The organism is Burkholderia sp. Bp9031, assembly GCF_003857965.1.
GTDB classification, from domain to species: Bacteria; Pseudomonadota; Gammaproteobacteria; order Burkholderiales; family Burkholderiaceae; genus Burkholderia; species Burkholderia ambifaria_A.
In genome coordinates this window covers 69,846-96,624 of sequence record NZ_QTPW01000025.1, presented here as the reverse complement: position 1 = coordinate 96,624, position 26,779 = coordinate 69,846, and the positions used below count along the sequence as shown (strand labels likewise).

26 protein-coding genes are annotated in these 26,779 nt (G+C 65.0%); 5 read left to right on the top strand and 21 right to left on the bottom strand.

Annotated features, from left to right (window positions below):
* Nucleotides 1–26: 26 nt before the first annotated feature.
* From DIE15_RS26850 to DIE15_RS26780, 14 genes are all read right to left on the bottom strand, one after another.
* Nucleotides 27–566, bottom strand: a complete 540-nt coding sequence (locus tag DIE15_RS26850; RefSeq protein ID WP_057927955.1) for a F0F1 ATP synthase subunit delta — start codon at nt 564–566, stop codon at nt 27–29.
* 2 nt (nt 567–568) lie between these two features.
* Complete coding sequence (locus DIE15_RS26845; RefSeq protein WP_021160443.1) at nt 569–1,039, bottom strand: F0F1 ATP synthase subunit B; 471 nt, start codon at nt 1,037–1,039, stop codon at nt 569–571.
* A gap of 129 nt (nt 1,040–1,168) precedes the next feature.
* Nucleotides 1,169–1,441 carry a F0F1 ATP synthase subunit C gene (gene atpE, locus DIE15_RS26840; protein ID WP_021160442.1) on the bottom strand — a complete coding sequence of 91 codons (273 nt, stop codon included), beginning with the start codon at nt 1,439–1,441 and terminating at the stop codon, nt 1,169–1,171.
* Nucleotides 1,442–1,516: 75 nt separating this feature from the next.
* Nucleotides 1,517–2,368, bottom strand: coding sequence for a F0F1 ATP synthase subunit A (atpB, locus tag DIE15_RS26835; RefSeq protein WP_057927956.1), 852 nt, complete (start codon nt 2,366–2,368; stop codon nt 1,517–1,519).
* Nucleotides 2,369–2,478: 110 nt separating this feature from the next.
* Nucleotides 2,479–3,006 carry an ATP synthase subunit I gene (locus DIE15_RS26830; RefSeq protein WP_124834768.1) on the bottom strand — a complete coding sequence of 176 codons (528 nt, stop codon included), beginning with the start codon at nt 3,004–3,006 and terminating at the stop codon, nt 2,479–2,481.
* 573 nt (nt 3,007–3,579) lie between these two features.
* The gene (locus DIE15_RS26820; RefSeq protein ID WP_124834767.1) at nt 3,580–4,707 is read right to left on the bottom strand and encodes an SLC13 family permease; all 1,128 of its coding nucleotides are present in this window, start codon (nt 4,705–4,707) and stop codon (nt 3,580–3,582) included.
* 13 nt (nt 4,708–4,720) lie between these two features.
* A complete protein-coding gene (locus tag DIE15_RS26815; protein WP_057928026.1) occupies nt 4,721–5,614 on the bottom strand; it encodes a ParB/RepB/Spo0J family partition protein in 894 nt (297 codons plus the stop codon).
* A gap of 31 nt (nt 5,615–5,645) precedes the next feature.
* Nucleotides 5,646–6,425, bottom strand: coding sequence for a ParA family protein (locus DIE15_RS26810; protein ID WP_057927959.1), 780 nt, complete (start codon nt 6,423–6,425; stop codon nt 5,646–5,648).
* 51 nt (nt 6,426–6,476) lie between these two features.
* Nucleotides 6,477–7,163, bottom strand: a complete 687-nt coding sequence (gene rsmG / locus DIE15_RS26805) for a 16S rRNA (guanine(527)-N(7))-methyltransferase RsmG (RefSeq protein ID WP_057927960.1) — start codon at nt 7,161–7,163, stop codon at nt 6,477–6,479.
* Nucleotides 7,160–9,130, bottom strand: coding sequence for a tRNA uridine-5-carboxymethylaminomethyl(34) synthesis enzyme MnmG (mnmG, locus tag DIE15_RS26800; RefSeq protein WP_057927961.1), 1,971 nt, complete (start codon nt 9,128–9,130; stop codon nt 7,160–7,162). The genes rsmG and mnmG overlap by 4 nt, the downstream gene beginning before the upstream one ends.
* 520 nt (nt 9,131–9,650) lie before the next feature.
* On the bottom strand, nt 9,651–10,406 hold the full coding sequence (locus tag DIE15_RS26795) for an ABC transporter ATP-binding protein (protein WP_124834766.1): 756 nt from the start codon (nt 10,404–10,406) through the stop codon (nt 9,651–9,653).
* Nucleotides 10,406–12,190, bottom strand: a complete 1,785-nt coding sequence (locus tag DIE15_RS26790) for an ABC transporter permease subunit (protein ID WP_063791557.1) — start codon at nt 12,188–12,190, stop codon at nt 10,406–10,408. Before DIE15_RS26790 ends, DIE15_RS26795 begins: the two co-directional genes overlap by 1 nt.
* A 4-nt stretch (nt 12,191–12,194) precedes the next feature.
* Entirely contained in the window at nt 12,195–13,250 is a 1,056-nt protein-coding gene (locus tag DIE15_RS26785; RefSeq protein WP_057927964.1) for a branched-chain amino acid ABC transporter permease, read from the bottom strand.
* Nucleotides 13,251–13,449: 199 nt separating this feature from the next.
* Complete coding sequence (locus tag DIE15_RS26780; RefSeq protein ID WP_057927965.1) at nt 13,450–14,607, bottom strand: ABC transporter substrate-binding protein; 1,158 nt, start codon at nt 14,605–14,607, stop codon at nt 13,450–13,452.
* Between the two features lie 205 nt (nt 14,608–14,812).
* On the opposite strand from DIE15_RS26780, the gene DIE15_RS26775 reads away from it, so the two are divergent.
* Nucleotides 14,813–15,250, top strand: coding sequence for a hypothetical protein (locus DIE15_RS26775; RefSeq protein WP_082664800.1), 438 nt, complete (start codon nt 14,813–14,815; stop codon nt 15,248–15,250).
* 510 nt (nt 15,251–15,760) lie between these two features.
* Here DIE15_RS26775 and DIE15_RS26770 read toward each other — a convergent pair.
* The 6 genes from DIE15_RS26770 to DIE15_RS26745 form a co-directional block, all read right to left on the bottom strand.
* On the bottom strand, nt 15,761–16,735 hold the full coding sequence (locus DIE15_RS26770; RefSeq protein WP_057928027.1) for a branched-chain amino acid ABC transporter permease: 975 nt from the start codon (nt 16,733–16,735) through the stop codon (nt 15,761–15,763).
* Nucleotides 16,735–17,619, bottom strand: a complete 885-nt coding sequence (locus DIE15_RS26765) for a branched-chain amino acid ABC transporter permease (RefSeq protein WP_057927966.1) — start codon at nt 17,617–17,619, stop codon at nt 16,735–16,737. The genes DIE15_RS26770 and DIE15_RS26765 overlap by 1 nt, the downstream gene beginning before the upstream one ends.
* 114 nt (nt 17,620–17,733) lie before the next feature.
* Nucleotides 17,734–18,933 (bottom strand): ABC transporter substrate-binding protein, encoded by a 1,200-nt coding sequence (locus tag DIE15_RS26760; RefSeq protein ID WP_057927967.1) that lies wholly within the window; start codon nt 18,931–18,933, stop codon nt 17,734–17,736.
* 77 nt (nt 18,934–19,010) lie between these two features.
* Complete coding sequence (locus tag DIE15_RS26755) at nt 19,011–19,766, bottom strand: ABC transporter ATP-binding protein (RefSeq protein ID WP_124834764.1); 756 nt, start codon at nt 19,764–19,766, stop codon at nt 19,011–19,013.
* Nucleotides 19,763–20,542: an ABC transporter ATP-binding protein gene (locus DIE15_RS26750; RefSeq protein ID WP_057927969.1), complete on the bottom strand. Its 780-nt coding sequence runs from the start codon at nt 20,540–20,542 to the stop codon at nt 19,763–19,765. Before DIE15_RS26750 ends, DIE15_RS26755 begins: the two co-directional genes overlap by 4 nt.
* 484 nt (nt 20,543–21,026) lie before the next feature.
* Nucleotides 21,027–22,712, bottom strand: coding sequence for a GMC family oxidoreductase (locus DIE15_RS26745; RefSeq protein WP_124834763.1), 1,686 nt, complete (start codon nt 22,710–22,712; stop codon nt 21,027–21,029).
* Nucleotides 22,713–23,065: 353 nt separating this feature from the next.
* Between DIE15_RS26745 and DIE15_RS26740 the strand changes: the two genes are divergently transcribed.
* Both DIE15_RS26740 and DIE15_RS26735 read left to right on the top strand, forming a co-directional pair.
* Nucleotides 23,066–23,965 (top strand): LysR family transcriptional regulator, encoded by a 900-nt coding sequence (locus DIE15_RS26740; RefSeq protein ID WP_124834762.1) that lies wholly within the window; start codon nt 23,066–23,068, stop codon nt 23,963–23,965.
* A gap of 183 nt (nt 23,966–24,148) precedes the next feature.
* On the top strand, nt 24,149–24,682 hold the full coding sequence (locus DIE15_RS26735; protein ID WP_057927972.1) for a class IV adenylate cyclase: 534 nt from the start codon (nt 24,149–24,151) through the stop codon (nt 24,680–24,682).
* A gap of 66 nt (nt 24,683–24,748) precedes the next feature.
* Here the strand turns inward: DIE15_RS26735 and DIE15_RS26730 are convergent, their stop codons facing one another.
* Nucleotides 24,749–25,234 carry an Lrp/AsnC family transcriptional regulator gene (locus tag DIE15_RS26730; RefSeq protein ID WP_006408082.1) on the bottom strand — a complete coding sequence of 162 codons (486 nt, stop codon included), beginning with the start codon at nt 25,232–25,234 and terminating at the stop codon, nt 24,749–24,751.
* A gap of 106 nt (nt 25,235–25,340) precedes the next feature.
* On the opposite strand from DIE15_RS26730, the gene phhA reads away from it, so the two are divergent.
* A complete protein-coding gene (gene phhA / locus DIE15_RS26725) occupies nt 25,341–26,267 on the top strand; it encodes a phenylalanine 4-monooxygenase (protein ID WP_082664801.1) in 927 nt (308 codons plus the stop codon).
* 149 nt (nt 26,268–26,416) lie between these two features.
* A complete protein-coding gene (locus DIE15_RS26720; RefSeq protein WP_057927973.1) occupies nt 26,417–26,725 on the top strand; it encodes a 4a-hydroxytetrahydrobiopterin dehydratase in 309 nt (102 codons plus the stop codon).
* Nucleotides 26,726–26,779 lie beyond the last annotated feature (54 nt).

Here is a 26,779-nt window from a genome sequence, read left to right as displayed (position 1 = left end):
AATTCTGTTGCGTGCCGGCGTGGCGCTCAGGCGGTCAAGGCAGCCTGCATCGATGCGAGGCGCGCGCGAACCGAGGTGTCGAGCACTTCGTCGCCGACCGTCACGCGCACGCCGCCGATCAGCGACGAATCGACTTCGACCGTCGGCTTCAGCTTGCGCTTGAACTTGCGTTCGAGGCCAGAGACGAGGCTTTCGAGATCCGCGCCGTTCAGCGGGAACGCGCTCACGATCTCGGCGTCGGCTGCACCTTCGCGTTCGTTCTTGAGCGCCTCGAACTGCTCGGCAATTTCCGGCAGCAGCGCGATGCGATGATTGTCGACCAGCATCTGCACGAAGTTCTTCGCTTCGGCGCCGGCCGCGACCGGCGACTTCAACGCAGCAAGCAGCAGCTCGGCCACTTGCGTGCGCGTCACCTTCGGACTCGACGCGACCGACAGCACTTCCGGCAGACGCGCAACCTGGGCCAGCTCTTGCACGAGCGTGGACCAGGCGGCGATGTCACCTCCCTCGGCCACGCGGAACAGCGCTTCTGCGTAAGGGCGGGCGATGGTTGCAAGTTCGGCCATGATCAGAGCTCGGCTTTCAGTTGATTCAGCAGTTGGGCGTGGGCCGTTTGATCGACTTCGCGCTTCAGGATCTGCTCGGCGCCCTTCACGGCCAGCGTGGCGACTTCGCCACGCAGCGCTTCGCGCGCCTTCACGATTTGCTGTTCTGCTTCCGCTTTCGCCTGGGCGACGATGCGGGCGGCTTCAGCCTGGGCGTTGGCCTTGATTTCCTCGGCGACCGCCTGGGCACGCTTTTCAGCGTCGGCGATGCGCTGCTGGCCGTCGTTGCGGGCCTGCGCGAGTTCCTGGTCCACGCGCTTGTGCGCTGCGTCGAGTTCCGCCTTGCCCTTCTCCGCGGCGGCGAGGCCGTCGGCGATCTTCTTCGAACGTTCGTCGAGGGCGTTGATCAACGGCGGCCACACGAACTTCATCGTGAACCACGCGAGGACCAGGAACACGACCATTTGCGCAAACAGAGTTGCGTTGAGATTCACGGTGTTTCCTTATCTGCTATTCCGGAAAAATGAAACGGTAAGGCGCTCATCGAGTTGCATTCGATCAGCGCCCCAAGTCTCCGTTCCGCCCTGCGCCGGCTTACGCCGGACGCATATTTCCGAGGAACCTTAGCCTGCGACGAGCTTCGACAGGAGCGGGTTCGCGAACGCGAACAGCATTGCGACACCAACACCGATCAGGAATGCCGCGTCGATCAGACCAGCCAGCAGGAACATCTTCGTTTGCAGCGGGTTGATGAGTTCCGGCTGACGTGCGCAGGCTTCGATGTACTTACCACCCATCAGCGCGATACCGATACAGGCGCCGATTGCACCCAGGCCGATGATGATGCCGATACCGATGGCGGTCAGACCCTGGATGTTGGCGATGTAAGCTTGCATGATCACTCCTTTGTGAAAAGACTTGGAACTGAGATTTAAAAAACTAAAACGGAAACTCTTTCTTGCACGCCGCGCTTAGTGCTTGTCGTGCGCCTGGCCGAGATACACCAGCGTCAGCATCATGAAAATGAATGCCTGCAACAGAACAATCAGGATGTGGAAGATTGCCCAGACGCTGCCCGCGATCACGTGGCCAACGAAGCCGAGGAACGTTGCGTCGCCACCGAAGCTCCACATACTGCCGAGCAGGGCGATCAACAGGAACAACAGCTCACCCGCGTACATGTTGCCGAACAGCCGCATACCGAGGGAGACGGTCTTCGCGAGATATTCGACGATGTTGAGCGCGAGGTTCGGGATCCACAGCAGCGGGTGGGCGCCAAACGGGGCCGACAGCAGCTCATGCACAAAGCCGCCCGCGCCCTTGATCTTGATGCTGTAGTAGATCATCAGGACGAACACGCCGAGCGCGATGCCGAGCGTGCCGTTCAGGTCGGCCGTCGGGACGATGCGATGGTGGGAAATCACGTCCGACAGACCGAGCAGGCCGATCACGCGGCCCGGCAGGTCGACCGGGAGGAAGTCGAGGGCGTTCATCAGCGCGACCCACACGAACACCGTGAGGGCGAGCGGCGCGATGAAGGTGCGGTTGCCGTGGACGATGGCCTTCGACTGGTCTTCGACCATTTCGACCAGCATCTCGATTGCGCACTGGAAGCGGCCCGGCACGCCCGAGGTCGCCTTGCGGGCGGCCAGACGCAGCAGGACGATCGTCACGATGCCGCACACGATCGACCAGAACAGCGTGTCGATGTTCCAGACGTGAATGTCGAAAATCGACGTCTGATGCGAGGTGGAGAAATTCTGCAAGTGGTGCGCAATGTACTCGGACGGATCCGGACCGCGCGTGCCTTCGCTAGCTGCCATATCGTTAATGCCACCCAAATTGTCGAAAATCGTTTTGCCCCGTTCCGCAATACGCTATTGCGGGAACGGGCCGGTGCGGTTCGTTGTCGAAACCGCACGCTGCTTGTTGCTTACCGCCGGGCCAGCGCGATCCAGTACGTCTTCAGCACGACGAGGTAGGTGACGAGGAGTGCAGGCCAGTGCACGCCGGCATAGCCGTACGCCACTGCGGCGAACATCCCGATCGTCACGCCGAGCTTCAGGGCTTCGCCCATCACCCAGCTCATCACGGTGGCCGAGCCACCTGCCTTCAGTCGTGCCACGAACAACGCGCTTGGCACCCAGCCGATCGCCCCGCCCAGAAACGCGGATTGCGCAGCGGCGCCCGGCGACTTTGAAAACAGCCACCACGCCAGCGTTGCAACCAGGGACAAGACCACCTGCGCGGTCACCACCTTGTAGGGGGTCACGCGCGACGGCTTGCTCACGTTCGGACCGAACAGCCTCTCGGCTTCCGTCCGCGTGAGCGGAACGATGTTGTTATCTTGTTGCTCGGCATCCCAGTCGTCGCCATCGGACTCGCGCCGCTCGCCGGCCGCTGAAGCGGTGCGTTGCGCTCGGTGATCATCGTGCCTGTCGTTCGGCGCCTGACCCGCCATCGCAATCTTCCGCAAAATCCTTGAACCCGGCCCCAAGCTTTCCGAAAGCTTTCAGGGGTGCCTAGCTAACAAATCCGGGCGATTGTAAGCGATAGTTGCAAGTGATTCAAGGCTTTAGACGCGACAAAAACCTGCGTAAAACGACGCCTCATCATGTGAAAAACGCGCGAATCCACGACGTACGATGACAGTTGTAAGGTGGGATTTTTGCACCGGTATTTCTTGCCTGAAAAAGGTCCGGCGACAGGGCATTGAATTGACATCGACGCCCGGTGCGGGCGCCACAGGTGCGACGCGATCGCCACAGAAATTCTGCTGTGACGCAAACACGGAAAATGGCCCGGCGTGACGATGCGGAACAAGGGAAATACTGTGACCACCGCATTGAGCGCGATATGCGAAATACGTTCGACTGCGAGCCGGCCGATGCTCGCAATCAGTTGTTGCGCCGCCACAGAAGATTGACTGTGAATCGCCGCACTTATCAACAGCTCGGCTTCGTAACGGCCGCGAACGTCATGCGCCCTCCCCGCCAAGCTTGCAGCACGCCTGCACCGCCCTTGTCCGAATCGCTCAGCGAACGAGCAACCACGCCCCCAGTGCCGCACTCGCGAGCGCGAACGGAATCGACACGAGGTGAAACGGCAGCCACATGCGCGGCTCTTTCGCGAGACGCACCGCGATCAGGTTCGCGAGCGAACCGATCGCGAAACCGAAGCCGCCGACCGATACGCCGAACGCGAGCGCACGCCAGTCGTGCGTGAATTCCGACAACAGAATCGCCGCCGGCACGTTGCTGATTCCCTGTGACAGCACTGCGCCCGCCGCGAACACGCGCAGCGGCGAATCGAGATGGGTCCGCGCGATCGCGTCGTGGACGACGGGCAGCGCGGCCGCGCTGCGCAGTACGACGAACATCAGCACGAAGATCAGCAGCAGCAGCCAGTCGATCCTCAGGACTGCGTCACGTCTTGCCACCAGCAGCGCGATCACGACTGCAATCAAGCCCGGCACCGGATGATGCGCGTCGGCCAGCAGCACGAACGCACCGAACAGCACCGCCGCGAGCAGCGCGTGCATGCGCTGCACGGGGACGACCTCGACGTCTCCCGACAGGTCGAGCGGCTTCGCACGAAACGCACAGGCCGTCAGCACGAGCAGCAGCGCCATCAGCGCGACGGCAAGCGGCCCGAGCTCGACGACGAAGCGGCCGAACGACACGCCGCTCAATTGCCACAGGAAAAGGTTCTGAGGGTTGCCGAGCGGCGTCGCGACGGACCCCGCGTTGACGGCAAGCGCAACCACGATCACGAGCCGACGGAACGGCAACGGTGTCAGCGCGCGCAGCGACACCATCAGTGGCACGACGACGAACAGCGCGACATCGTTGGTGAGCCACATTGCGAGCACCGCCGCGAACACGACGAGCAGCATCGCGAGCCCGCGCTCGGAATGCACGTGGTGCACGATTCGATGTGCGAGCCACATCAGGCACCCGGACAACTCGAGCGCCTTGGTCAGCATCAGCAAACCCGCGAGCGTCGCAACGGTCTGCCAGTCGACGAGACCGGTCAACGCAGCAATTGGTTGCGGGCGCAACCATTGAAGAACGATCAGCGCAAGCCCCAGTACCGTCAGTACCGGCTCCTGCGAAAGCCAGCCGAGCCACCGGCGCGGCGCCGGCGCGCCCGTGTTCACCATCGATCCCGCCTCGTTATTCTTCAGTTGCGACGTTGCCGCGCAGGCGCGCGAGGATGCCCTCGAGCGCATCGAGGTTGCCGAAGTCGATCATCACCTGCCCTCGCCCGCGGCGACCGAGCTTGATCTTCACCGTCGACGCGAGCAGGTCGGACAACTCCTCCTCGAGACGACGCGTGTCGCGGCCGCCGTCATCCTTCGCGCGCGCCTTCACCGCCGGCGCTTCCTTCGTCGTATGCGCGACCAGCTTCTCGGTCTCGCGCACCGACATGCGCTTGTTGACGACCTGGTGCGCGAGCGTAATCTGGGTTGCCGCGTCGACTGCGAGCAGCGCACGCGCGTGGCCCATGTCGAGATCGCCGGCCAGCAGCATCGTCTGCACCGGCGATGCGAGGTTCAGCAGGCGCAGCAGGTTCGACACCGCGCTGCGCGAACGGCCGACCGATTCGGCCGCCTGTTCGTGCGTGAAACCGAACTCGTCGAGCAGGCGTTGGATACCGTGCGCCTCTTCCAGCGGATTCAGGTCTTCACGCTGGATGTTCTCGATCAGCGCCATCGCGGCGGCGGCCTGATCGGACACGTCCTTCACGAGCACCGGCACTTCGTCGAGGCCAGCCAGGCGCGCCGCACGGAAACGGCGCTCGCCGGCGATGATCTCGTATCTATCAGATGAAATGGGCCGTACCAGGATCGGCTGCATCACGCCTTGCGCGCGAATGCTGGCCGCCAGCTCCTGCAGGCTGCCTTCGTCCATCCGCGTGCGCGGTTGATACTTGCCGGCCTGCAGCTTGCCGAGTGCGAGCGTGTTCGGCGCACCCTCGATCTTCACCGCTTCGGTGATGTCCGCACTGCCGCCGAGCAGGGCTTCGAGGCCACGTCCCAAGCCCTTCTTCTTTGGTACCGCGTTCATGTCTTTCTTCCTCGCTTCGCTCATGTCCGGATCACGACACCTCGAACGCGCGCACGCGGTCGATCATCTCGGCACCGAACTGGAGATACGCCTGCGCACCGCGCGAGTTGCGGTCGAACACGACGCCCGGCAACCCGTAACTCGGCGCTTCCGCCAGGCGCACGTTACGCGGAATCACCGCGTCGAACACCTTGTCGCCGAAGTGCGCTTTCAGTTGATCGGAGACTTGCTGCTGCAGCGTGATGCGCGGATCGAACATCACGCGCAACAAGCCGATGATCTTCAGGTCGCGGTTCATGTTCGCGTGAACCTGTTTGATCGTGTTGACGAGATCCGACAACCCTTCCAGCGCGAAGTACTCGCACTGCATCGGGATCACGACGCCATGCGCCGCGCACAGTCCGTTCAGCGTCAGCAGCGACAGCGTCGGCGGGCAATCGATCAGCACGAAGTCGTAGTCGTCGGCCACGCGCTCGAGTGCGCCCTTCAACCGACGCTCGCGGTTGTCGATGCTGATCAACTCGATCTCGGCACCGGACAACTCGCGGTTGGCCGGCAGCACGTCGTATGTGACGCCCTCCGGACGCACGCGCGCATCCGTTACCGATACGCCGTCGACCAGCACTTCGTACACGGTCGACTCGCAGGCGGCCTTGTCGATCCCGCTGCCCATCGTCGCGTTGCCCTGCGGATCGAGATCGATCAGCAGGACTCGTTGCTCCTGCGCTGCAAGGCTTGCGGCGAGATTGACCGATGTCGTCGTCTTGCCGACGCCCCCCTTCTGGTTCGCAACGCAGAAGATCTTTGCCATCGTTGGTGTGTTCCCTTTACCTTCAAACAAACGGCGCGCTACTGCGCGCCTTCAATTCGCCTCGTCGACGGTGACCTCGATCAGATGCCGTTCGGCATCGAGCATCGGCACCGCCAGCCGCATCGTCTGCTTCACGCGACTGCCTTCCGGCAGTCGCGCAATTTCGTCGTCCGGGTGGACACCCTTCATTGCCCAGATCGATCCGCCGGGCGCGACGAGATGTCGAGCAAGTTTAACGAAGTCGGATAGGTCCGCGAAAGCGCGGGATACGATCATGTCGAATTTTTCCGGCACTTCGACACCCGGCTGCAGCGATTCGACCCGCCCGGTGACGACCGACAGGTTCGCGAGCTTCAACTCCGCGCGCATCTGCGTCTGGAATGCAGACTTCTTCTGCACAATATCGTTCAGCGTCACCTGCCAGTCCGGCTGGACGATTGCCAGCACGATACCGGGCAACCCGCCACCCGAACCCACGTCAAGCACGCGTGCCGATGCACGGCCGCGCAGATGCGGAACGATGGAGAGCGAATCGAGGATGTGCTGGATCAGCATCTGCTTCGGGTCGCGGATCGCGGTCAGGTTGTAGACCGCGTTCCACTTGCCGAGCAGCGCGACATAGTCGAGCAGCTGGTTGCGTTGCGCATCCGTCAATGCGATGTCGAGCGCGGCCGTGCCGTCGACGAGCATCCCTTCAAGTACGTCCCGATTAACCGCCGGCGCGCGACGCGCCGTCATTGTTGCGTCGGGACGGTGCCGTCCCCCTGCTCCGTCGCCTCTGCGGCGGCGCCGTTACGGCGACCAAGGCCGCGGCGCTTCAGGTGCACCATCAGCAACGAGATCGCAGCCGGCGTGACGCCCGAGATCCGCGATGCCTGGCCGATCGTTTCCGGCCGGAACTCGTTGAGCTTCTGGCTCACTTCGAACGACAGGCCGCGTACTTCGCGGTAGTCGATGCCGTCCGGCAGGCGCGTGTTCTCGTTCGCATCGTTGCGCTCGATCTCGCTCGCCTGGCGTTCGATATAACCCTGATATTTGATGCCGATCTCGACTTGCTCCTTGATCTGCTCGAGCAGCACCGGGTCGTCGGCCAGCGGCTCCGCCGGCGCGCATTCACCACCCTTCAGGCCGCAGACGCCGTCGTAGCTGATGCCCGGGCGGCGCAGCAGTTCGGCGAGGCTGTACTCGTGATCGATCGCCTTGCCGAGCAATGCGGTCGCCTCTTCCGGCGGCAGCGTCTTCGGCGTGACCCAGGTTGACTTCAGTCGTTCGGTTTCACGTGAAACAGCGTCGCGTTTCCGGCTGAACGCATCCCAGCGCACGTCGTCGACGAGGCCCAGCTCGCGGCCGATCTCGGTCAGGCGCATGTCCGCATTGTCTTCACGCAGGCTAAGCCGGTACTCCGCGCGGCTCGTGAACATCCGGTACGGCTCCGCTACGCCACGCGTGACGAGATCGTCGACCAGCACGCCAAGATAGGCCTGGTCGCGACGCGGGCACCATGCGTCCTTCTCCTGCACGTAGCGGCCGGCGTTCAGGCCAGCCAGCAGGCCTTGTGCGGCCGCTTCTTCGTAGCCAGTCGTACCATTGATCTGGCCCGCAAAGAACAGCCCGTTGATCGCCTTCGTCTCGAGCGACGCCTTCAGCGCGCGCGGATCGAAGTAGTCGTACTCGATCGCGTAGCCAGGACGCAGGATGTGCGCGTTCTCGAGGCCGCGCATCGAGTGCACGAGCTCGAGCTGCACGTCGAACGGCAGGCTTGTCGAGATCCCGTTCGGGTAGAACTCGTTCGTAGTCAGCCCTTCCGGCTCGAGGAAGATCTGGTGTGACTCCTTCGACGCGAACCGGTGGATCTTGTCCTCGATCGACGGACAGTAACGCGGGCCGACGCCTTCGATCACGCCTGTATACATAGGCGAACGGTCGAGGCCGCCGCGAATGATGTCGTGCGTGCGCTCGTTCGTGTGCGTGACCCAACACGGCAGCTGCTGCGGATGTTGCTCCGCACGGCCCAGGAACGAGAACACCGGGATCGGATCGAGGTCGCCCGGCTGCTCGTCCAGCTTCGAAAAGTCGATCGAGCGGCCATCGATACGCGGCGGCGTACCGGTCTTCAGGCGGCCCTGCGGTAGCTTCAGCTCTTTCAGACGCGCCGACAGCGACACGGCTGCCGGATCGCCTGCGCGCCCGCCCGTATAGTTGTTCAGGCCGACGTGGATCTTGCCGTCGAGGAACGTGCCGGCCGTCAGCACCACCGCACGTGCGCGGAAGCGGATGCCGATCTGCGTGACGGCACCAACAACGCGGTCGCCTTCGACCATCAGATCATCGACTGCCTGCTGGAACAGCCACAGGTTCGGCTGATTCTCGAGCCGGTGGCGGATCGCAGCCTTGTACAGGATGCGGTCGGCCTGCGCACGCGTCGCGCGCACGGCCGGGCCCTTCGACGAATTGAGGATCCGGAACTGAATACCGCTCTCGTCCGTCGCGGCAGCCATCGCGCCGCCGAGCGCATCGACTTCCTTGACCAGATGGCCCTTGCCAATGCCGCCGATCGACGGATTGCAGCTCATCTGGCCGAGCGTTTCGATGTTATGGGTCAGCAGCAGCGTCTTCGCACCCATACGGGCCGATGCCAACGCGGCCTCCGTGCCGGCGTGCCCGCCACCGACGACGATGACGTCAAATTCTGTGGGAAAAAGCATGGTGGATTCCGTACGCAGGACAGCGCACGAACCTATCTGAGAAATGTATGGGCCGAATTATAGCGGGTTCGCTTTTCACCCGAAGACCATCCGAATGGTAGGGCCCGTTCATTTGGCCAGTTTTTTTCGACCGATCGGCCGAGCTGTGCCCGCCGTCGCCGCGTCTACGACGCCGTCGCGACTTCGACGCACACCATCTAGCTGTGCAAAACCGGGCATTGGGCAGTTGCTCGTGAAACCCGAGTCGATTCGTCGTCACAGTATTTCCTGTCGGTCGCCCGATACTTATCCCCTGTGCCGTTCGTCTCGTAGCGATAGAGGGCTGTCGCGCGCACAACGCTCGTTACCCTGTGCAACCCTGGCACGGTGAGACACCTCACTGCCCTCACAGGGCTTCTACTTGATGCTCCGGCACTTATCCCCAACCCCGATTCACCGTTGCATCTCCCTGCTCCCGGAAACAAAAACGGCGTGTTTCACGTGAAACACGCCGCTGGTGTCCCGCCAACCGCTCCGACCATCAAGCCGATTTCTTCGCCAGCCCGAGGTAGGTTTCGATCACGCGCGGATTCTGTGCCAACTCGGCCGCCGGTCCTTCCAACGCAAACTCACCGGTCTCCAGTACATAGCCGTAGTCCGAGATCTGCAGTGCCGCCCGTGCGTTCTGCTCGATCAGCAGCGTCGCAACGCCGGTACCGCGCAACGCGCTGATGATATGAAAAATCTCCTTCACGATCAGCGGCGCCAGCCCGAGGCTCGGCTCGTCGAGCATCAGCAGGTCGGGCTTGCCCATCAGCGCGCGCCCCACCGCGAGCATCTGCCGCTCACCGCCCGACAGCGTACCCGCCGCCTGCTTGCGCCGCTCCCTGAGCCGCGGAAACAACGCAAACACATGATCGAGCTGGTCGAGAAAGTTCGACTCGCCCGCGAGCTTGCGGCGATACGCGCCCAGCACGAGGTTGTCCTCGACCGTCATCGTGCTAAACAGCTCGCGCTTTTCCGGCACGAGGCACATCCCGCGCGCGACGCGCTGTTCGACCGGCAGCGCGCCCACGTCGTTGCCGCGGTACATGACCGCGCCCGACGCATGTCCTGTCACGGGCAGCGCACCCATGATCGCGTTCAGCAGCGTCGACTTGCCGGCCCCGTTCGGACCGATCACGCTGACGATCTGCCCTGCGCCGACCTTGATCGCCGCACCGTGCAGCGCCTCGACCTTCCCGTACCGGACCGCCAGTCCGCGCACCTCGAGAATCGGTATCGTCGTGTCCGTCATCACTCCACCCCGCCCAGATACGCTTCGAGCACCGCCGGATCCTGCTGCACGTCCTGCGGCAGCCCTTCCGCGATCCGCGTGCCGAATTCCATCACCACCAGCCGGTCGGTGAGGTTCATCACGAAATCCATGTCATGTTCCACGAGCAACACGCTCATCCCTTCGGCCTTCAGGCGCCGCAGCAAATCGGCGAGTTGCTGCTTCTCCTGGTAGCGCAGCCCGGCGGCCGGTTCGTCGAGCAGCAACAGCGTCGGGTCGCAGCACAGCGCGCGCGCGATTTCGAGAATCCGCTGCTGGCCGAGCGCGAGGCTGCCCGCTTCGTCGTACATGTGCCTTTCGAGCCCGACGCGGCGGATCTGCCGCGCCGCTTCGGCCAGCAGTTGCGCTTCCTCGTGCGCATTGAGCCGCGCGATGCTGCGCCACACGCCCGTCTGACCGCGCAAATGCGCACCGATCGCGACGTTCTCGAGCACGGTCATCGTCGGCAGCAGCTTCACGTGCTGGAACGTACGGCCGATCCCGCGCCTGACGATCTGGCGCGACGTGAGCCCGTCGATCCGCTCACCGCGGAACGTGATCGTGCCGCCGGTCGGCTGCAGCACGCCGGTCACGAGGTTGAACGTGGTGGACTTGCCGGCGCCGTTCGGGCCGATCAGGCCAATGATCTGCCCCGCTTTCACGTCGAAACTGACATCGTTGACGGCCACCAGCCCGCCGAACTGCTTGCGCGCGTTGTCGACGACGAGCAGCGGCTCGCCCGCGACAGGCTTCGCGCGCTGCGGCAGCGGATCGGCATGATCGGGCACATGTGCGCGCGGCCCACGCGGAAACAGCTTCGCGACGAACGGCCACACGCCCTGCCGCGCGTACTGCAGCAGCAGCACCATCAGCACGCCGAACACGATGATCTCGAAGTTCCCTTCCGAGCCGAGCAACTTCGGCAACAGCGTCTGCAGGTAGTCCTGCAGCACCGTGAGGATCGCCGCACCGAGCACGGCGCCCCACACGTGCGACACGCCGCCGACCACGGCCATGAACAGGAATTCGATCCCATGGTTCAGGCCGAACGGGGTCGGGTTCACCGCGCGCTGCAGATGCGCGTACAGGAAGCCCGATACCGCCGCGAGCACGGCCGCGTAGATGAAGATCACGACGCGCATCCACGCGGTGTTCACGCCCATCGCCTCGGCCATCACGCCGCCGCCGCGTAGCGCGCGGATCGCGCGGCCGGGCCGGCTGTTGAGCAGGTTCTGCACCGACACGATCGCCGCCAGCACGACGGCCCAGATCAGGAAGTACAGGCTGCGGCCGCTTTCGAGCTCGATGCCGAACAGGTTCAGCGCCGGAATCCCGTTGATTCCGTCGTACTTGCCGAGCAGCTCGAGGTTGCCGAACAGATAGAACAGCGCAAGGCCCCATGCGATCGTGCCGAGCGGCAGGAAGTGCCCGGACAGCCGCATCGTGACCGCACCGAGCACGAGCGCGACGAGTGCCGTCAGCACGACGCCGACGATCAGCGCGAGCCACGGCGACACGCCGTATCGCGTGGTCAGGAACGCCGTCGCATACGCGCCGATGCCGACGAACGCGGCCTGCCCGAAGCTCGTCATCCCGCCGACGCCCGTCAGCAGCACGAGCCCGATCGCGACGATCGCGTAGAGGCCGATGTAGTTCAGCAGCGTGATCCAGTACTCGGGCACGTGCAGCGCGCCGGGCAGCACCGGCAGCGCGAACAGCACCACGAGAAACACCCAGAAGGTCTTGTTGCGTACCATTGTCTTCATCGCGTCACTCCTCTTCCTCTTCAGCGTGCGGCGTCGCGAAACTGCGCCACAGCAGCACCGGGATGATCAGTGTGAACACGATCACTTCCTTGTACGCGCTCGCCCAGAACGACGAATACGATTCGAGCACGCCGACAAGCAGCGAGCCGGCGGCCGCGAGCGGATAGCTGACCAGCCCGCCGATGATCGCGCCGACGAAGCCCTTCAGGCCGATCAGGAAGCCGGAGTCGTAATAGATCGTCGTCAGCGGGCCGACGAGAATGCCGGACAGCACGCCGAGCCCCGCTGCCAGCGTGAACGCGAGCCGCCCTGCTTCGGTCGTGCCGATGCCGACGAGCCGCGCGCCGAGCCGGTTCACCGACGTCGCGCGCAGCGCCTTGCCGGCGATCGTGCGGCCGAAGTACACGTAGAGCGCGCCGATCAGCACCAGCGCGGTCACGACCACGAGGATGCTCTGCACCGACACCGTCATGCTGCCGACCGACAGCGAGGCATCCGCGAATCCGTTGGTGCGCGAGCCTTCCGCGCCGAACATCACGAGCCCGAGGCCGACCATCGCGAAATGGACGGCGACCGACACGATCAGCAGCAGCAGCGTCGTGCCCTCGGCGATCGGCTGATATACGAGCCGGTAGACGAACGGCCCCATCGGCACGACGATCGCGAGCGTCAGTGCGATCTGCGCGAGCATCGGTAGCGGCTGCACGGCAAAGCTGCGCGTGAGCGCGAACACCGCGAGCGGCAGCAGCACGTAGCGGCTCGCCAGCGTCGCGAGCGTGCGGCCGAGTTGATGGCGGCGTTCGCGATGGCGGATCAGGCCACCGACTTCCAGCAGGAAGCACGCGATGCCCATCACGAACAACAGCCAGCAGGTGGCGGGAAATTTCTGCGCCTGCAACGCCGCAAGCGTGAGCGCACCATAGGCGACGAATTCGCCCTGGGGAATGAAGATCACCCGCGTGACGGAAAACACCAGCACGAGCGCCAGCGACAGCAATGCGTAAATGGCGCCGGTCGTGATGCCGTCTTGCGCGAGGATCGCTGCAATCGAGAGATCCATACGTTTCGTGTATCGAGAATGCTGTGGAGAAACGAAAGGCGGGAACGGCCGGGGCGCACGGATCGCAAGATCGGCGCGTCAGGCACCCGCGGCGGGCCTCGGCGGTTCCAGGCGGCAGGGCGCGGCGCGTCAGGCCCCGCACCCTGCCGACGGCGCGCACGACGCCGTTCGCGCCGCGCACGCCGGTTTCACGTGGTGCTTACTCGGCCTGCAGCTTCCACTTGCCGTCGACGATCTGCACCATCACACGCGCACGCGTATCGAAGCCATTGTGGTCCGTCGCGGTCATGTTGATCACACCGTGCGACACGGGCAGGTCCTTCACGCTTTCCAGTGACGCGCGCAGTGCTTCGCGGAACGCCTCGGTGCCCGGCTGGCCTTTCTTCAGCGCCTCGGGAATCGCACGCTGCAGCAGCAGCCCCGCATCCCATGCATGCCCGCCGAAGGTCGACAGCGACCCCGCGCCGTACGCCTTCTCGTATGCCGCCTTGTAGCCGAGCGCCGGCTTCTTCACCAGGTTCGAATCGGGGAGCTGGTCGGTCACGAGCACCGGGCCGGCCGGCAGGATCTCGCCTTCGCAATCCTTGCCGCACACGCGCAGGAAGTCGTTGTTCGCGACACCGTGCGTCTGGTACACCTTGCCCTTGTAGCCGCGCTCCTTCAGCGTCTTGGCCGGCAGCGCGGCCGGCGTGCCGGAACCGGCGATCAGCACCGCGTCGGGATTCGAGCCCATCAGCTTCAGCACCTGCCCCATCACCGACGCGTCGGTGCGGTTGTAGCGCTCGTTCGACACGACCTTCAGCCCGTTCTTCCCGGCGGCCGCGTTGAACGTGTTGTACCAACTGTCGCCGTACGCATCGGCGAAGCCGATGAAGCCGACCGTCTTCACACCGTGCTTCGCCATGTAGCCGGCGATCGCGTCGGCCATCAGCTGGTCGTTCTGCGGCACCTTGAACATCCACGCGCGCTTCGCGTCCATCGGTGCGATGATCTGCGCGCTCGCCGCGAGCGAGATCGTCGGCGTCTTGCCCTGCGACACCGGATCGAGCATCGCGAGCGAGTTCGGCGTGACGGACGAACCGATGATCGCATCGACGTGATCCTCGTCGATCAGCTTGCGCACGTTCTGCACCGCGCGGCTCGTGTCGGACGCATCGTCGAGCACGATGTACTGGACGCTCTTGCCGGCGATTTCCTTCGGCAGCAACGCGATCGTGTTCTTTTCCGGAATCCCGAGCGAAGCGGCCGGCCCGGTGGCCGACAGCGTCACGCCGATCTTCACCTGTGCCGACGCCGTAGCCGCCGCACATACGAGGCCCGCGGCAAGCAGAACCTCCATCCATCGATTCATCTTCATTTATGTTGTCTCCAAACGCTGCTCGAAAAATCCGCGGGTCGCTCGGGTGGCTCCCGGTCCTCAAACAAGTTAATAAATTAACTATCTCGCCGTACTGCGTCTACGCTCGTTTTCCCGTGAAACGCCGGCACCGCAATCGAGCCCTCGGCGACACCGCGCACGCGCGCGCCGTGGCGCGTTCCGAAACGGTCGTTCGATCGCCACGATGCGCGGCGGCAATGTCGTCAGGATGAAGGAAGCGGAGAAACGCGGCGTTGCGCGAGCGGCGATCGATGCGGACGCAACGACCACCGGAAAGTCGCCCGGACGAGCCTGGTTCGGCCTCACGCGCAAGCGGTGCAAGATCGGGAAACCGGCCGTTCATGCGAATGCGAATGCCGACGACGCGTCGGATGCGAACGCAACGACCGGAGAAACCGCCCTGCCGGCAAATCGCGCCAGAGCGTGCATACCAGCCGCAGGACGGCTCGTGAAAGCCGGCGCATACCCATGCGCTCCCGACCCCGAACGAGCGGCGCCAGCCGCCTCTCGTGCCCCGATCCATCGTCCTGCGCTTCTCATCCAACCGTACTCCCTTTTCTGCATTCTGCTTGTAGGAGAACTGCCGACCGATTTTCCCGACCGCGCGGTCGGCGAAAGCTGAGTGTAACGGACGCTTTTTGCGCACGCCAACCGGGTAAGCCCGAACGGCAAGCATGCGGTTGCGCGCCAGTGGCGACCGACCGGCAGGAGGGATGGACGAAAACGGGGACGGGGACGGGGACGGGGTGAGACGCGGGTGATGCGAGGCGGAACACGGGTGTGCGGAACGCGGCGCCACTCGCCTGCACCATCGATGGAAATTCGTGCACACAAATGAAAAAGCGCTGTTGGATTCCGTCCAACAGCGCTTTGGGGTCCGGGCACTTTGTGCCTCGATTGTCTCCTCGTTCTCCACCTGCAAATTCGTTTCGCGGTGCATCAGAACTGAAACGAAGATTAAAGGACCTTTCACCGTGCGACAACTTAGCATTTACCCCTATGGTGCATCGCCGCACGAAATTGGGGCACCAGCCCTGCCGCGCAGCACCGGCCCGAGGCCGCTGCGACGCCCTTCCCGACCGCGCCGGATGGTGCTTCGCATCAACGCGTCGCAACAACCGGCGCGCTGCAATCAGGACGGCCTGAGCGTCTTGACCCGCGCGACCATCTCGCCGACGATCCCGCGCCGGAACGCCAGCACGCATGCGATGAAGATCAGCCCCGTGACGATCGTCGCCGATTCGCCGAGCGAGTGGAACCAGTCGATGCCCGTCGCCGACGCGAGCCATTCGCCGATGTCGCCGAGCCTGTCCTCCAGCGCAACGATCAGCGCCGCGCCCAGCAGCGGCCCGAACAGCGTGCCCATCCCGCCGACGAGCGTCATCAGCACGACAAGGCCCGACATCGTCCAGTACGCGTCGGACAACGTCTCGAAGCCGAGCACCAGCACTTTCAGCGAACCTGCCAGCCCCGCGAGCCCGGCCGACAGGATGAACGCGAGCAGCTTGAAGCGGTCGGTGTCGTAGCCGAGCGAGATCGCGCGCGCCTCGTTCTCCTTGATCGCGACGAGCACCTGGCCGAACGGCGAGTGCACGATCCGCACGATGAACGCACACGCGGCAATGATCACCGCAAGCACGACGTAGTAGAGCGCGACGTCGTTCGACAGGTCGACGAGCCCGAACAGGTGTCCGCGCGGCACGCCCTGCAGCCCGTCTTCGCCGTGCGTGAACGGCGCCTGCAGGTAGATGAAGTAGACCATCTGCGCGAACGCGAGCGTGATCATCGCGAAATAGATGCCCTGCCGCCGGATCGCGAACAGGCCGACGACGAGCCCGAGCAGCGTCGCGGCAAACGTGCCGACGAGCACGCCGAGCTCCGGCGTGAAGCCGAGCGTCTGGATCGCATAACCGGCCCCGTAGCCGGCGGTCGCGAGGAACATCGCATGACCGAACGACAGCAGTCCCGTATAGCCGATCAGCAGGTTGAACGCGGCCGCGAACAGCGCGAACGTGAGCACCTTCATCACGAACACCGGATACGCGCCGATGAACGGCGCGGCGAGCAGTGCGGCGAGGAGCACGCCGTAGAGCACTTTTCTCTGCATCATTTTTCCTTGCCGAACAGGCCCGCCGGGCGGATCAGCAGCACGATCGCCATGATCACGAACACGACGGTGGCCGACGCTTCCGGATAGAACACACGCGTGAAGCCCTCGATCACGCCGAGCAGCAGCCCCGTGATGATCGAGCCGAGAATCGAGCCCATCCCGCCGATCACGACCACCGCGAACACGGTGATGATCATCGGCTGGCCCATCAGCGGCGACACCTGGATCACCGGCGCGGCGAGCACGCCGGCAAACGCCGCGAGCGCGACACCGAAGCCGTAGGTGAGCGTGATCATCATCGGCACGTTCACGCCGAACGCCTCGACGAGCTTCGGGTTCTCGGTACCGGCACGCAGATAGGCGCCCAGGCGCGTCTTCTCGATCACGAACCAGGTCGCGAGACACACCGCGAGCGACGCGACGACCACCCACGCGCGGTAGTTCGGCAGGAACATGAAGCCGAGATTGGTCGCGCCGGACAGCTGCGACGGCACGTCGTACGGCTGGCCGGACGAGCCGTAGATCGAGCGGAACACGCCTTCGACGACAAGCGTGAGGCCGAACGTGAGCAGCAGCCCGTACAGGTGATCGAGCTTGTACAGCCAGCGCAGCATCGAACGCTCGATCAGGATCCCGAACACGCCGACGATCAGCGGCGCGAGCACGAGCATCGCCCAGTACGGCAACCCGAAGTACGACAGCCCCATCCACGCGAGCATCGCGCCCAGCATGAACAGCGCGCCGTGCGCGAAGTTGATCACGTTGAGCAACCCGAAGATCACTGCGAGCCCGAGGCTCAGGATCGCGTAGAACGAGCCGTTGACGAGCCCGAGCAGCAACTGGCTCAGCATCGCCGGCAACGGAATGCCAAAGATTTCCATCGACTTAGCCGTCAGTATGAGTTTCGTTGCGTGCGCAACCTCCAAGCCGTCGCGCACGCGGGCGGCGCAGCGCTCATGTCGCTGCGGCCGCCGCCGCGCGCCGCTACGTCGCGCTTACTTCCACAGCGCGCAGCGCGTTTCCTTCTTGGTGCCGAACGCCTGGTCGCCCGGAATCGTCGCGAGCACCTTGTAGTAGTCCCACGGCTCCTTCGATTCCGCCGGCTTCTTCACTTCCATCAGGTACATGTCGTGGATCATGCTGCCGTCCTGGCGAATGTAGCCCTTCGCGTAGAAGTCGTTGATCTTCATCTTCTTCAGCTCGGCCATCACCTTGTCGGAGTCGGTCGTGCCGGCCGCCTGCACGGCCTTCAGGTAGGTCGTCACCGACGAGTAGTCGGCCGCCTGCAGGCTCGACGGCATCTTCTTCATCTTGCCGAAGTAGCGCTGCGCCCACTGGCGCGATGCCGCATCGCGGTTCCAGTACCAGCTGTCGGTCAGCACGAGGCCCTGCGTCGTCTCGAGGCCGAGGCTGTGCACGTCGTTGATGAACATCAGCAGCGCGGCGATCTTCATCGTCTTCGTGATGCCGAATTCCTTCGCGGCCTTGATCGAGTTGATCGTGTCGCCGCCCGCGTTCGCAAGGCCGAGGATCTGCGCCTTCGACGACTGCGCCTGCAGCAGGAACGACGAGAAGTCCGACGCCGACAACGGGTGCCGCACCGTGCCGAGCACCTGGCCGCCGTTCGCCTTCACGACGTCCGCCGTGTTCTTCTCGAGCGCCTTGCCGAACGCATAGTCGGCGGTCAGGAAGAACCAGGTCTTGCCGCCCTGCTTCACCACCGCCGAACCGGTGCCCTTCGCGAGCGCCATCGTGTCGTACGCGTAGTGGACCGTGTACGGCGTGCACTGCTCGTTGGTCAGCGTGTCGGCGCCCGCGCCGATGTTGATGTAGACCTTCTTCTTCTCGGCCGCGACCTGGTTCATCGACAGCGCGGTCGCGGAGTTCGTGCCGCCGACGAGCAGGTCGAGCCCGCCGCGGTCCATCCATTCGCGTGCCTTCGATGCGGCGATGTCCGCCTTGTTCTGGTGGTCGGCGTAGACGACTTCGATCGGCTTGCCGAGCACCTTGCCGCCGAAGTCGGCGACCGCCATCCGGATCGCCTCGAGGCCGCCCTGCCCGTCGATGTCCGCGTAAAGCCCCGACATGTCGGTGATGAAGCCGATCTTCACGCTGTCCGCGGCGTGTGCGGCGCCCGCGGTGAACGCTGCGGTCGCGACCGCGAGACATGCGTGTGCGAGGGTCTTCATTTTCATTGACGTCTCCTGTTGTTCTGATGCGTTGTGGTTGTTCGAGAGCCGCCACGGCCAGCGGCAAGGGAAACGGGGCGGCGTCACACCCCAAGCAGGTCGTGAAGGATCGGCATCTTGCCTTCCAGTTCGGATGAGCGGAAATGCTCGACGATGCGGCCATGCTCCATCACGTAGAAGCGGTCGGCGAGCGGTGCGGCGAAGCGGAAGTTCTGTTCGACCATCACGACGGTGTAGCCGCGCGCCTTCAGCGCGACGATCATCCGCGCGAGCGCCTGCACGATCACCGGCGCGAGGCCTTCGGAGATTTCGTCGAGCAGCAGCAGGTTCGCGCCGGTGCGCAGGATCCGCGCGACCGCGAGCATCTGCTGCTCGCCGCCGGACAGCCGCGTGCCCTGGCTCTGCCGGCGCGATGCGAGATTCGGGAACATCGCGTAGATCTCGTCGAGCGACATCGCATGCTCGCGCGGCCCGATCGGCGGCGGCAGCATCAGGTTCTCCTCGCACGACAGGCTCGAGAAGATCCCCCGCTCTTCCGGGCAATAGCCGATGCCGAAATGCGCGATGCGGTGCGTCGCAAGCCCGATCGTCTCGTTGCCTGCGACCTTGATCGAGCCGCTGCGGCGGCCGGTGAGGCCCATGATCGCGCGCAGCGTCGTGGTGCGGCCCGCGCCGTTGCGGCCGAGCAGCGTGACGACCTCGCCACGGTGAACGCTCAGGTCGACACCGTGCAATATGTGGGATTCCCCGTACCAGGCCTCGAGGCCCGTGATCTCCAGCGCGGGCGTGCCGCTTTCGACGCCGCTCAATTCGCGTTCCTCCCGTTCGCTGTGCTTCATGCGTGCGCCCCCGCGAGCGCCGCGTCGGCGCTCCCCATGTAGGCCTCGATCACGAGCGGGTTCTTCGACACTTCCGCATACGAGCCTTCGGCCAGCACTTCGCCGCGCTGCAGGACGGTAATCGTGTCGGAGATGCCTGCGATCACGTTCATGTTGTGCTCGACCATCAGGATCGTGCGGCCGCTCGCGACCTTCTTGATCAGCGCAGTCACACGGTCGACGTCTTCGTGGCCCATCCCTTGCGTGGGCTCGTCGAGCAGCATCAGTTCGGGTTCCATCGCGAGCGTCGTCGCGATCTCGAGCGCGCGCTTGCGGCCGTATGCGAGCTCGACGGTCGGCACGTGCGCGAAATCGGTGAGGCCGACCTGCGTGAGCAGGTCCATTGCGCGATCGTCGAGGCGCCGCAACGTGCGCTCGCTGCGCCAGAAATGGAATTCGGTGCCAAGCGCGCGCTGCAGGCCGATACGCACGTTCTGCAATGGGGTGAGGTGCGGGAATACCGCCGAGATCTGGAACGAACGGATGATGCCGCGACGCGCGACCTGCGCGGGCCGCTCGTCGGTGATGTCGATCCCGTTGAAGACGATCTGGCCGGCCGTCGGTGTCAGGAACTTGGTCAGCAGGTTGAAGCAGGTGGTCTTGCCCGCGCCGTTCGGTCCGATCAACGCATGGATCGCACCGCGGCGTACGCGCAGGTTGACGCCGTTCACGGCGGTGAAGCCCCTGAACTCCTTCGTCAGTCCGCGTGTTTCCAGAATCGTGTCGCCGAGAATCATGTTCCCTTCCGTACGAAGTCAGGCAATGCACCGGGAAGATTCGCGCAAGCGACCGCGACAGGTCTGCGGATGAGCGGGCTGTCCCCGGACGCCGTATTACGCATCGAGGGTGGTCTCCCGCGCCGACGCGTATGCACACTGCGCAACATTGTCGCCCCGTTGGTGCAGTGCAATCATCGGGATTTGCACTTATAGGGCTGGCCGCCATATCGGACGCGGCTGTGCGCGAATTTTCGACGCGCTTTTTTGACACGCGCATCATCGTCAGTCGCGCATTCGCATGACCCGTGCCCGCTCCAACGCGGCATGTTACGCAGCGCGTCATGTCGTCGTGCAACAAAAAGGCATGTGAAATGCGTGACTTGCGGCGCAATCGCCGTGCATTTCATTGAATCGTTGCGATCCGCACGCGTCAGCTATGCTTCGCATAGCGAATCAGCGGGCACCAGGATGACGGCCCGCTGTCGTGGATGTCAGCGTGGTGTCACGCAGCCGTCATCGCCGCTTCCGTGCGCACTTGCGTCGCTTCGTGCGCCGCGCGTCGATCGGCGCGGATCATGTCGCTCGCACGCTCGGCGATCATCAGCGTCGGCGAATTCGTGTTGCCCGACGTGATGAACGGCATCACCGATGCATCGACGATCCGCAGCCCCGCGATGCCGCGCACGCGCAGCCGGCTGTCGACGACGGCACGCTCGTCGTCCGCGCGCCCCATCCGGCACGTGCCGACCGGATGGAAGATCGTGGTGCCGACCGCGCCCGCCGCTTCGATCAGTTCGGCTTCGGTCCGATACTGCGTGCCCGGCAGGATTTCCTCCGGACGATAGCGCGCGAGCGCCGGCGCGGACGCGATCCGGCGCGTGAGGCGCAGCGCGTTTGCGGCGACATGGCGATCGTGGTCGGTCGACAGGTAGTTCGGCGCGATCGACGGCGCCACGCCCGCATCCGGGCTCGCGATATGCACGCTGCCGCGCGAGCTCGGCCGCAGATGGCAGACGGACGCCGTAAAGGCGTTGAAGCGATGCAGCGGCTCGCCGAAGCGCTCGAGCGACAGCGGCTGCACGTGGTATTCGAGATCGGGACGCGCGAGCGCGGGATCGTCCGGGTCGGATTTCGCGAATGCACCGAGCTGCGACGGCGCCATCGACATCGGCCCGCGCTGCAGCAGCGCATATTCGGCGCCGATCATCAGCTTGCCCCACCAGTGCGCGGACAGCGTGTTGAGCGTGCGCACGCCATCGACGCGAAACGCCATCCGCAACTGCAGGTGATCCTGCAGGTTCTCGCCGACGCCGGGCAGATCCTGCACGACGTCGATACCAAGTGCCTGCAGCCGTGCGCCCGCACCGATGCCCGACAGTTCGAGCAGCTGCGGCGAATTCACCGCGCCGGAGGTCAGCAGCACTTCGGCGCGCGCACGTGCGACGTAGTCGGTGCCGCCGCCGCGGTACTCGACGCCGACCGCGCGCCGCCCTTCGAAGATCACGCGCTGCGCGTGCGCGCCGGTGATCACGGTGAGGTTCGGGCGCGTCATCGCGGGCCGCAGGAACGCCTTCGACGTATTCCAGCGCACGCCGCGCTTCTGGTTCACCTCGAAATAGCCGACTCCGGTGTTGTCGCCGCGGTTGAAATCGTCGGTCGCGGGGATGCCCGTCTGCTGCGCGGCCTGCGCGAACGATTCGAGGATCTCCCAGCGCAGCCGCTGCTTCTCGACGCGCCAGTAGCCGCCCGCGCCGTGCGCGTCGCTCGCGCCCGCGTGGTGGTCCTCGCTGCGCTTGAAGATCGGCAGCACGCTGTCCCACGACCAGCCGGCGTCGCCGGTTTCCTGCGCCCAGCTGTCGTAATCCTCACGCTGGCCGCGCATGTAGATCATTCCGTTGATCGACGAGCAGCCGCCGAGCACGCGGCCGCGCGGATACGACAGCGCGCGGCCGTTGAGCGCCGCCTCCGGCTGCGTCTTGTACAGCCAGTCGGTGCGTGGATTGCCGATGCAGTATAGATAGCCGACCGGGATGTGAATCCAGTGATAGTCGTCCTTGCCGCCCGCTTCGAGCAGCAGCACGCGGATCTCGGGATCCTCGGTCAGGCGGTTCGCGAGCACGCAGCCCGCGGTGCCCGCGCCGACGATCACGTAATCGAATTCGCCCTCGAGCGTACGTTGAGTACTCACTGCGTGTCTCCTGTCGACCCGAGTTAGCGCTTTAGCGCTTACTCGGGTCCCATGGCGTGATTGGATGGAGTTAGCGCTTCAGCGCTTACTCCGTCCTCACGGCGGTCGCTCCGAGTTAGCACTTCAGCGCTTACTCGGGACCCATGCTTCGCGGTCGGCCCGAGTCGGCGCTTTAGCGCTTGCTCGGACCCCGTGCAAAGCGTCTTGTTATTCGCCGCGCGGCGCGATCCCGCACATCATTTCCAGCATAGTGCGTCGCGGCCCACGCGATCGATGAAGCGTACTCCGCCCGCCCGCCGCCGATCCAATGAGTTATGCTGAACTGCGTTATAAGCTGCGCTCATATCACGACGATGGATCTCACCCTGCTCCGCGCGTTCGCGACGGTCGCGCGCGAAGGCAACCTGACGCGCGCCGCCGTGCAGCTGCACCTGACGCAGCCGGCCGTCAGCCTGCAGATCAAGCATCTGCAGGAAACGCTCGGCGTCACGCTGTTCACGCGCACGTCGCGCGGGCTCGCGCTCACGCGTGACGGCCAGACGCTGCTGCCGCACGCGGAACGCGCGCTCGCCGCGGCTGCCGACGTGCAGCGCGCCGCGGCTGCGCTGCGCCACGAAGTGCGCGGCCGGCTGCGGATCGGCACGATCCTCGATCCGGGCTTCCTGCGGCTCGGCGGCTTCCTGCGCGCGCTGGTCGAAACCCATCCGCAGATCGAGACCGCGCTGCGGCACGGGATGTCGGGCTGGGTACTCGAGCAGGTGCGCGCACAGGCGCTCGACGTCGGCTACTACATCGGCCGGCCCGGCGAGGACGATCCGCGCGACGACGCGCTGTTCCACACCGTCACGCTCACGCGTTTCCAGTACCGCGTGCTGGCGCCGGCCGGCTGGAAGGAGCGTGTGCAGCGCGCGCACGACTGGCGCGCGCTCGCCGCGCTGCCGTGGATCTGGACGCCGCCCGCGTCCGCCCATCACCGGCTGCTGTCGCGGCTGTTCGCGGCGGCCGGCGCGCAGCCGGTGAAGGTGGCCGAGGTCGACCAGGAGCAGTCGATGCTCGACCTCGTCAAATCCGGGATCGGGTTGACGCTCGCCCGCGACTCGACCGCACTGGCCGAGGCGCACGCGCACGCGCTGACGATCGTCGAACGCGTAACGGTGCCGACCGAACTGACGTTCGTGACGCTCGCCGAGCGGCGCGACGAGCCGGCGATCGCGGCGGCGCTGCGGCTGATCGAGACCCAGTGGGCGGTATGAGTGCGGCTGATGTCGGTGCTGCCGGTCATGCACCGGGCTTCTGCGCCCGACATGCGGCAGCACCCGAATCGCCCGCCCCGCGTCGTGTCGCCGCGTCCCGAGCTCTCGTCACGCCACCATCGCAGGCTTTTTGCTAGATTGTGCGTTCGCACACCGCGAGACCCCTGATTGAAGGAGACCCGCATGGCCCGCAACATCGAGATCAAAGCCCGCGCACGCGAATTCGACCGGCTGCGCGAACAGGCGGCTACGCTCGCGACCGAAGCGCCGCTCTTCTACCGCCAGCAGGATTTCTTCTACGACGTGCCGCGCGGCCGGCTGAAGCTGCGCCGCTTCGAGGACGGCACGCCGGCCGAACTGATCTTCTACCAGCGCGACGACCGCGACGGCCCGAAGGCGTCATACTACACGCGCAGCCCGGTGACGAACCCGGACGCGATGCATTCGCTGCTCGCGACCGCGCTGACCACGCGCGGGATCGTCACGAAGGAACGCCACGTGTACCTCGTCGGCCGCACGCGGATCCACCTCGACCGCGTCGACGGCCTCGGCGACTTCATCGAACTGGAAGTGGTGCTCGGCCCCGATGACGACGAGGCCGGCGGCGAAGCCGAGGCGCATGACGTGTTCGCGAAGCTCGGCGTGGCGCAGGACGATCTCGTCGCGGTCGCGTACGTCGACCTGCTGAACGCCGACGCGCAATCCGAAGCGGTCTGATCGGGCCCTATCTCCTATCTATCTGCGGCGCGACTTCGCCGCCCCGCCGCCGGCCCGGCCGCCGCATCACGCGGCGCCGGGCGCCAGGTGCGCGAGCGGCAGCGCGCCGTTGCGCTTGAAGGTCGTCAGCACGATGTTCGAGCGCACGCTGTCGACACCCGGCACGCGCATCAGCTTCTTCATCACGAACTGCGACAGCGCATTGAGATCCGGCGCGACGATCCGCAGCAGATAGTCGGCGTCGCCGACCACCGCATGGCATTCCAGCACCTCGGGCAGCACGTCGATCTGCTGCTGGAACTGCTCGATGATCGAATCGCCGTGGTGCTTGAGCTTCAAGCTGGTGAACGCGGTGACGCCGAGCCCGAGCTTTTCGGGGCGCAGCATCACGCGATAGCCTTCGATCACGCCGGCCGCCTCGAGCCGCTGCAGCCGCCGGCCGATCTGCGACGGCGACAGCGGCACTTCCTCGCCGAGCTGCTGGTGCGTCGCGCGGCCGAAGCGCTGCAGCACGTCGAGAAGCGCGAGATCGAAGTGATCGAGTTCCAGCATGAGTATTCTCCGCATCCATTCCTGTTTTGATGCGCAATTATCGCATCACACAGCGAATCCACGCCATCTTTGCGCCCATTCCGCACGTCACTCGCTCTACACTTGCATGGTTCCCAACCACAGCGTGCAGAGCCTGATCATGTCCACCGTCGTCACCGCGAAACTGCAGGAGCAGTTCGACGCGGGCCTCGAAACCCGCGCCGATTTCACTATCGACCAGCCGCTCGAACGCTACGGGCAGGTCGATCACGCGGTGTGGCAGCAGCTCTATGCGCGCCAGTCGGCGCTGCTACGTGGACGCGCGTGCGACGCGTTCATCGCCGGGCTCGGGAAGATCGACCTGCCGGCCGACCGCGTGCCGTCGTTCGCCGACGTGAACCGCCAGCTGCAGCCGGCAACCGGATGGGAGATCGTCGCGGTGCCGGGCCTCGTGCCCGATCGCGTGTTCTTCGAGCATCTCGCGAACCGGCGGTTTCCGGTCACCTGGTGGATGCGCCGTCCGGACCAGCTCGACTACCTGCAGGAACCCGACTGCTTCCACGACCTGTTCGGCCACGTGCCGCTGCTGATCGAGCCGGTGTTCGCCGACTACATGCAGGCGTACGGCCGCACCGCGCTCGCGGTCGCCGACGACGAAGCGGCGCTCGCGCGGCTCGCGCGCCTCTATTGGTATACGGTGGAATTCGGCCTGATCCGCGATCCGAACGGCACGAACGGGCTGTCGATCTACGGCGCCGGAATCGTATCAAGCAAGGGCGAGAGCCTCTACAGCCTCGAAAGCGCGGCGCCGAACCGGCTCGGCTTCGACCTCGAGCGCGTGATGCGCACGAAGTACCGGATCGACACGTTCCAGAAGACCTACTTCGTGATCGACGATTTCGCGCAGCTGTTCGCGCTCGCCGACGTCGACGGCCGTGCGCTGGCCGACCGGCTGGCCACGCTGCCCGAATTCCCTGCCGGCGCGGTGGTCGACCGCGATCTCGTGCTGCATCGCGGCACGGGCGAAGGCTGGCCGGACGACGCGGACGCATGACGCCGCGAGCCACGCCGGCATGATTCGGGTGCCGTCCTTCGGGATAGCCTTCCCCGGATGCCCGTCGCTCAACTATGAAACAATGAACGGTACCGGCTTCGCCGCGGCCTTTGCCCGCGCGCGGGCACCGTCACTGAACGAGGTGCAACATGATCCACAAGCTCACATCGGAAGAACGCAAGACCCTGCTCGAAGGCCTGCCGCACTGGACGGCCGTGCCGGGCCGCGACGCGATCCAGCGCAGCCTGCGCTTCGCCGATTTCAACGAGGCCTTCGGCTTCATGACGCGCGTCGCGATCAGGGCGCAGGAAATGAACCACCATCCGGAATGGTTCAACGTGTACAACCGCGTCGACGTGACGCTGTCGACCCACGACGCGGACGGCCTGACCGAGCGCGACATCACGCTCGCGCAATTCATCGACAAGGTGTGCGCGCACACCGAACCAGCCGCCTGACACCTTCCTCTACCGCCGCGCGTCTTTCGATGCGCGGCGCGTCAACTTTTCATT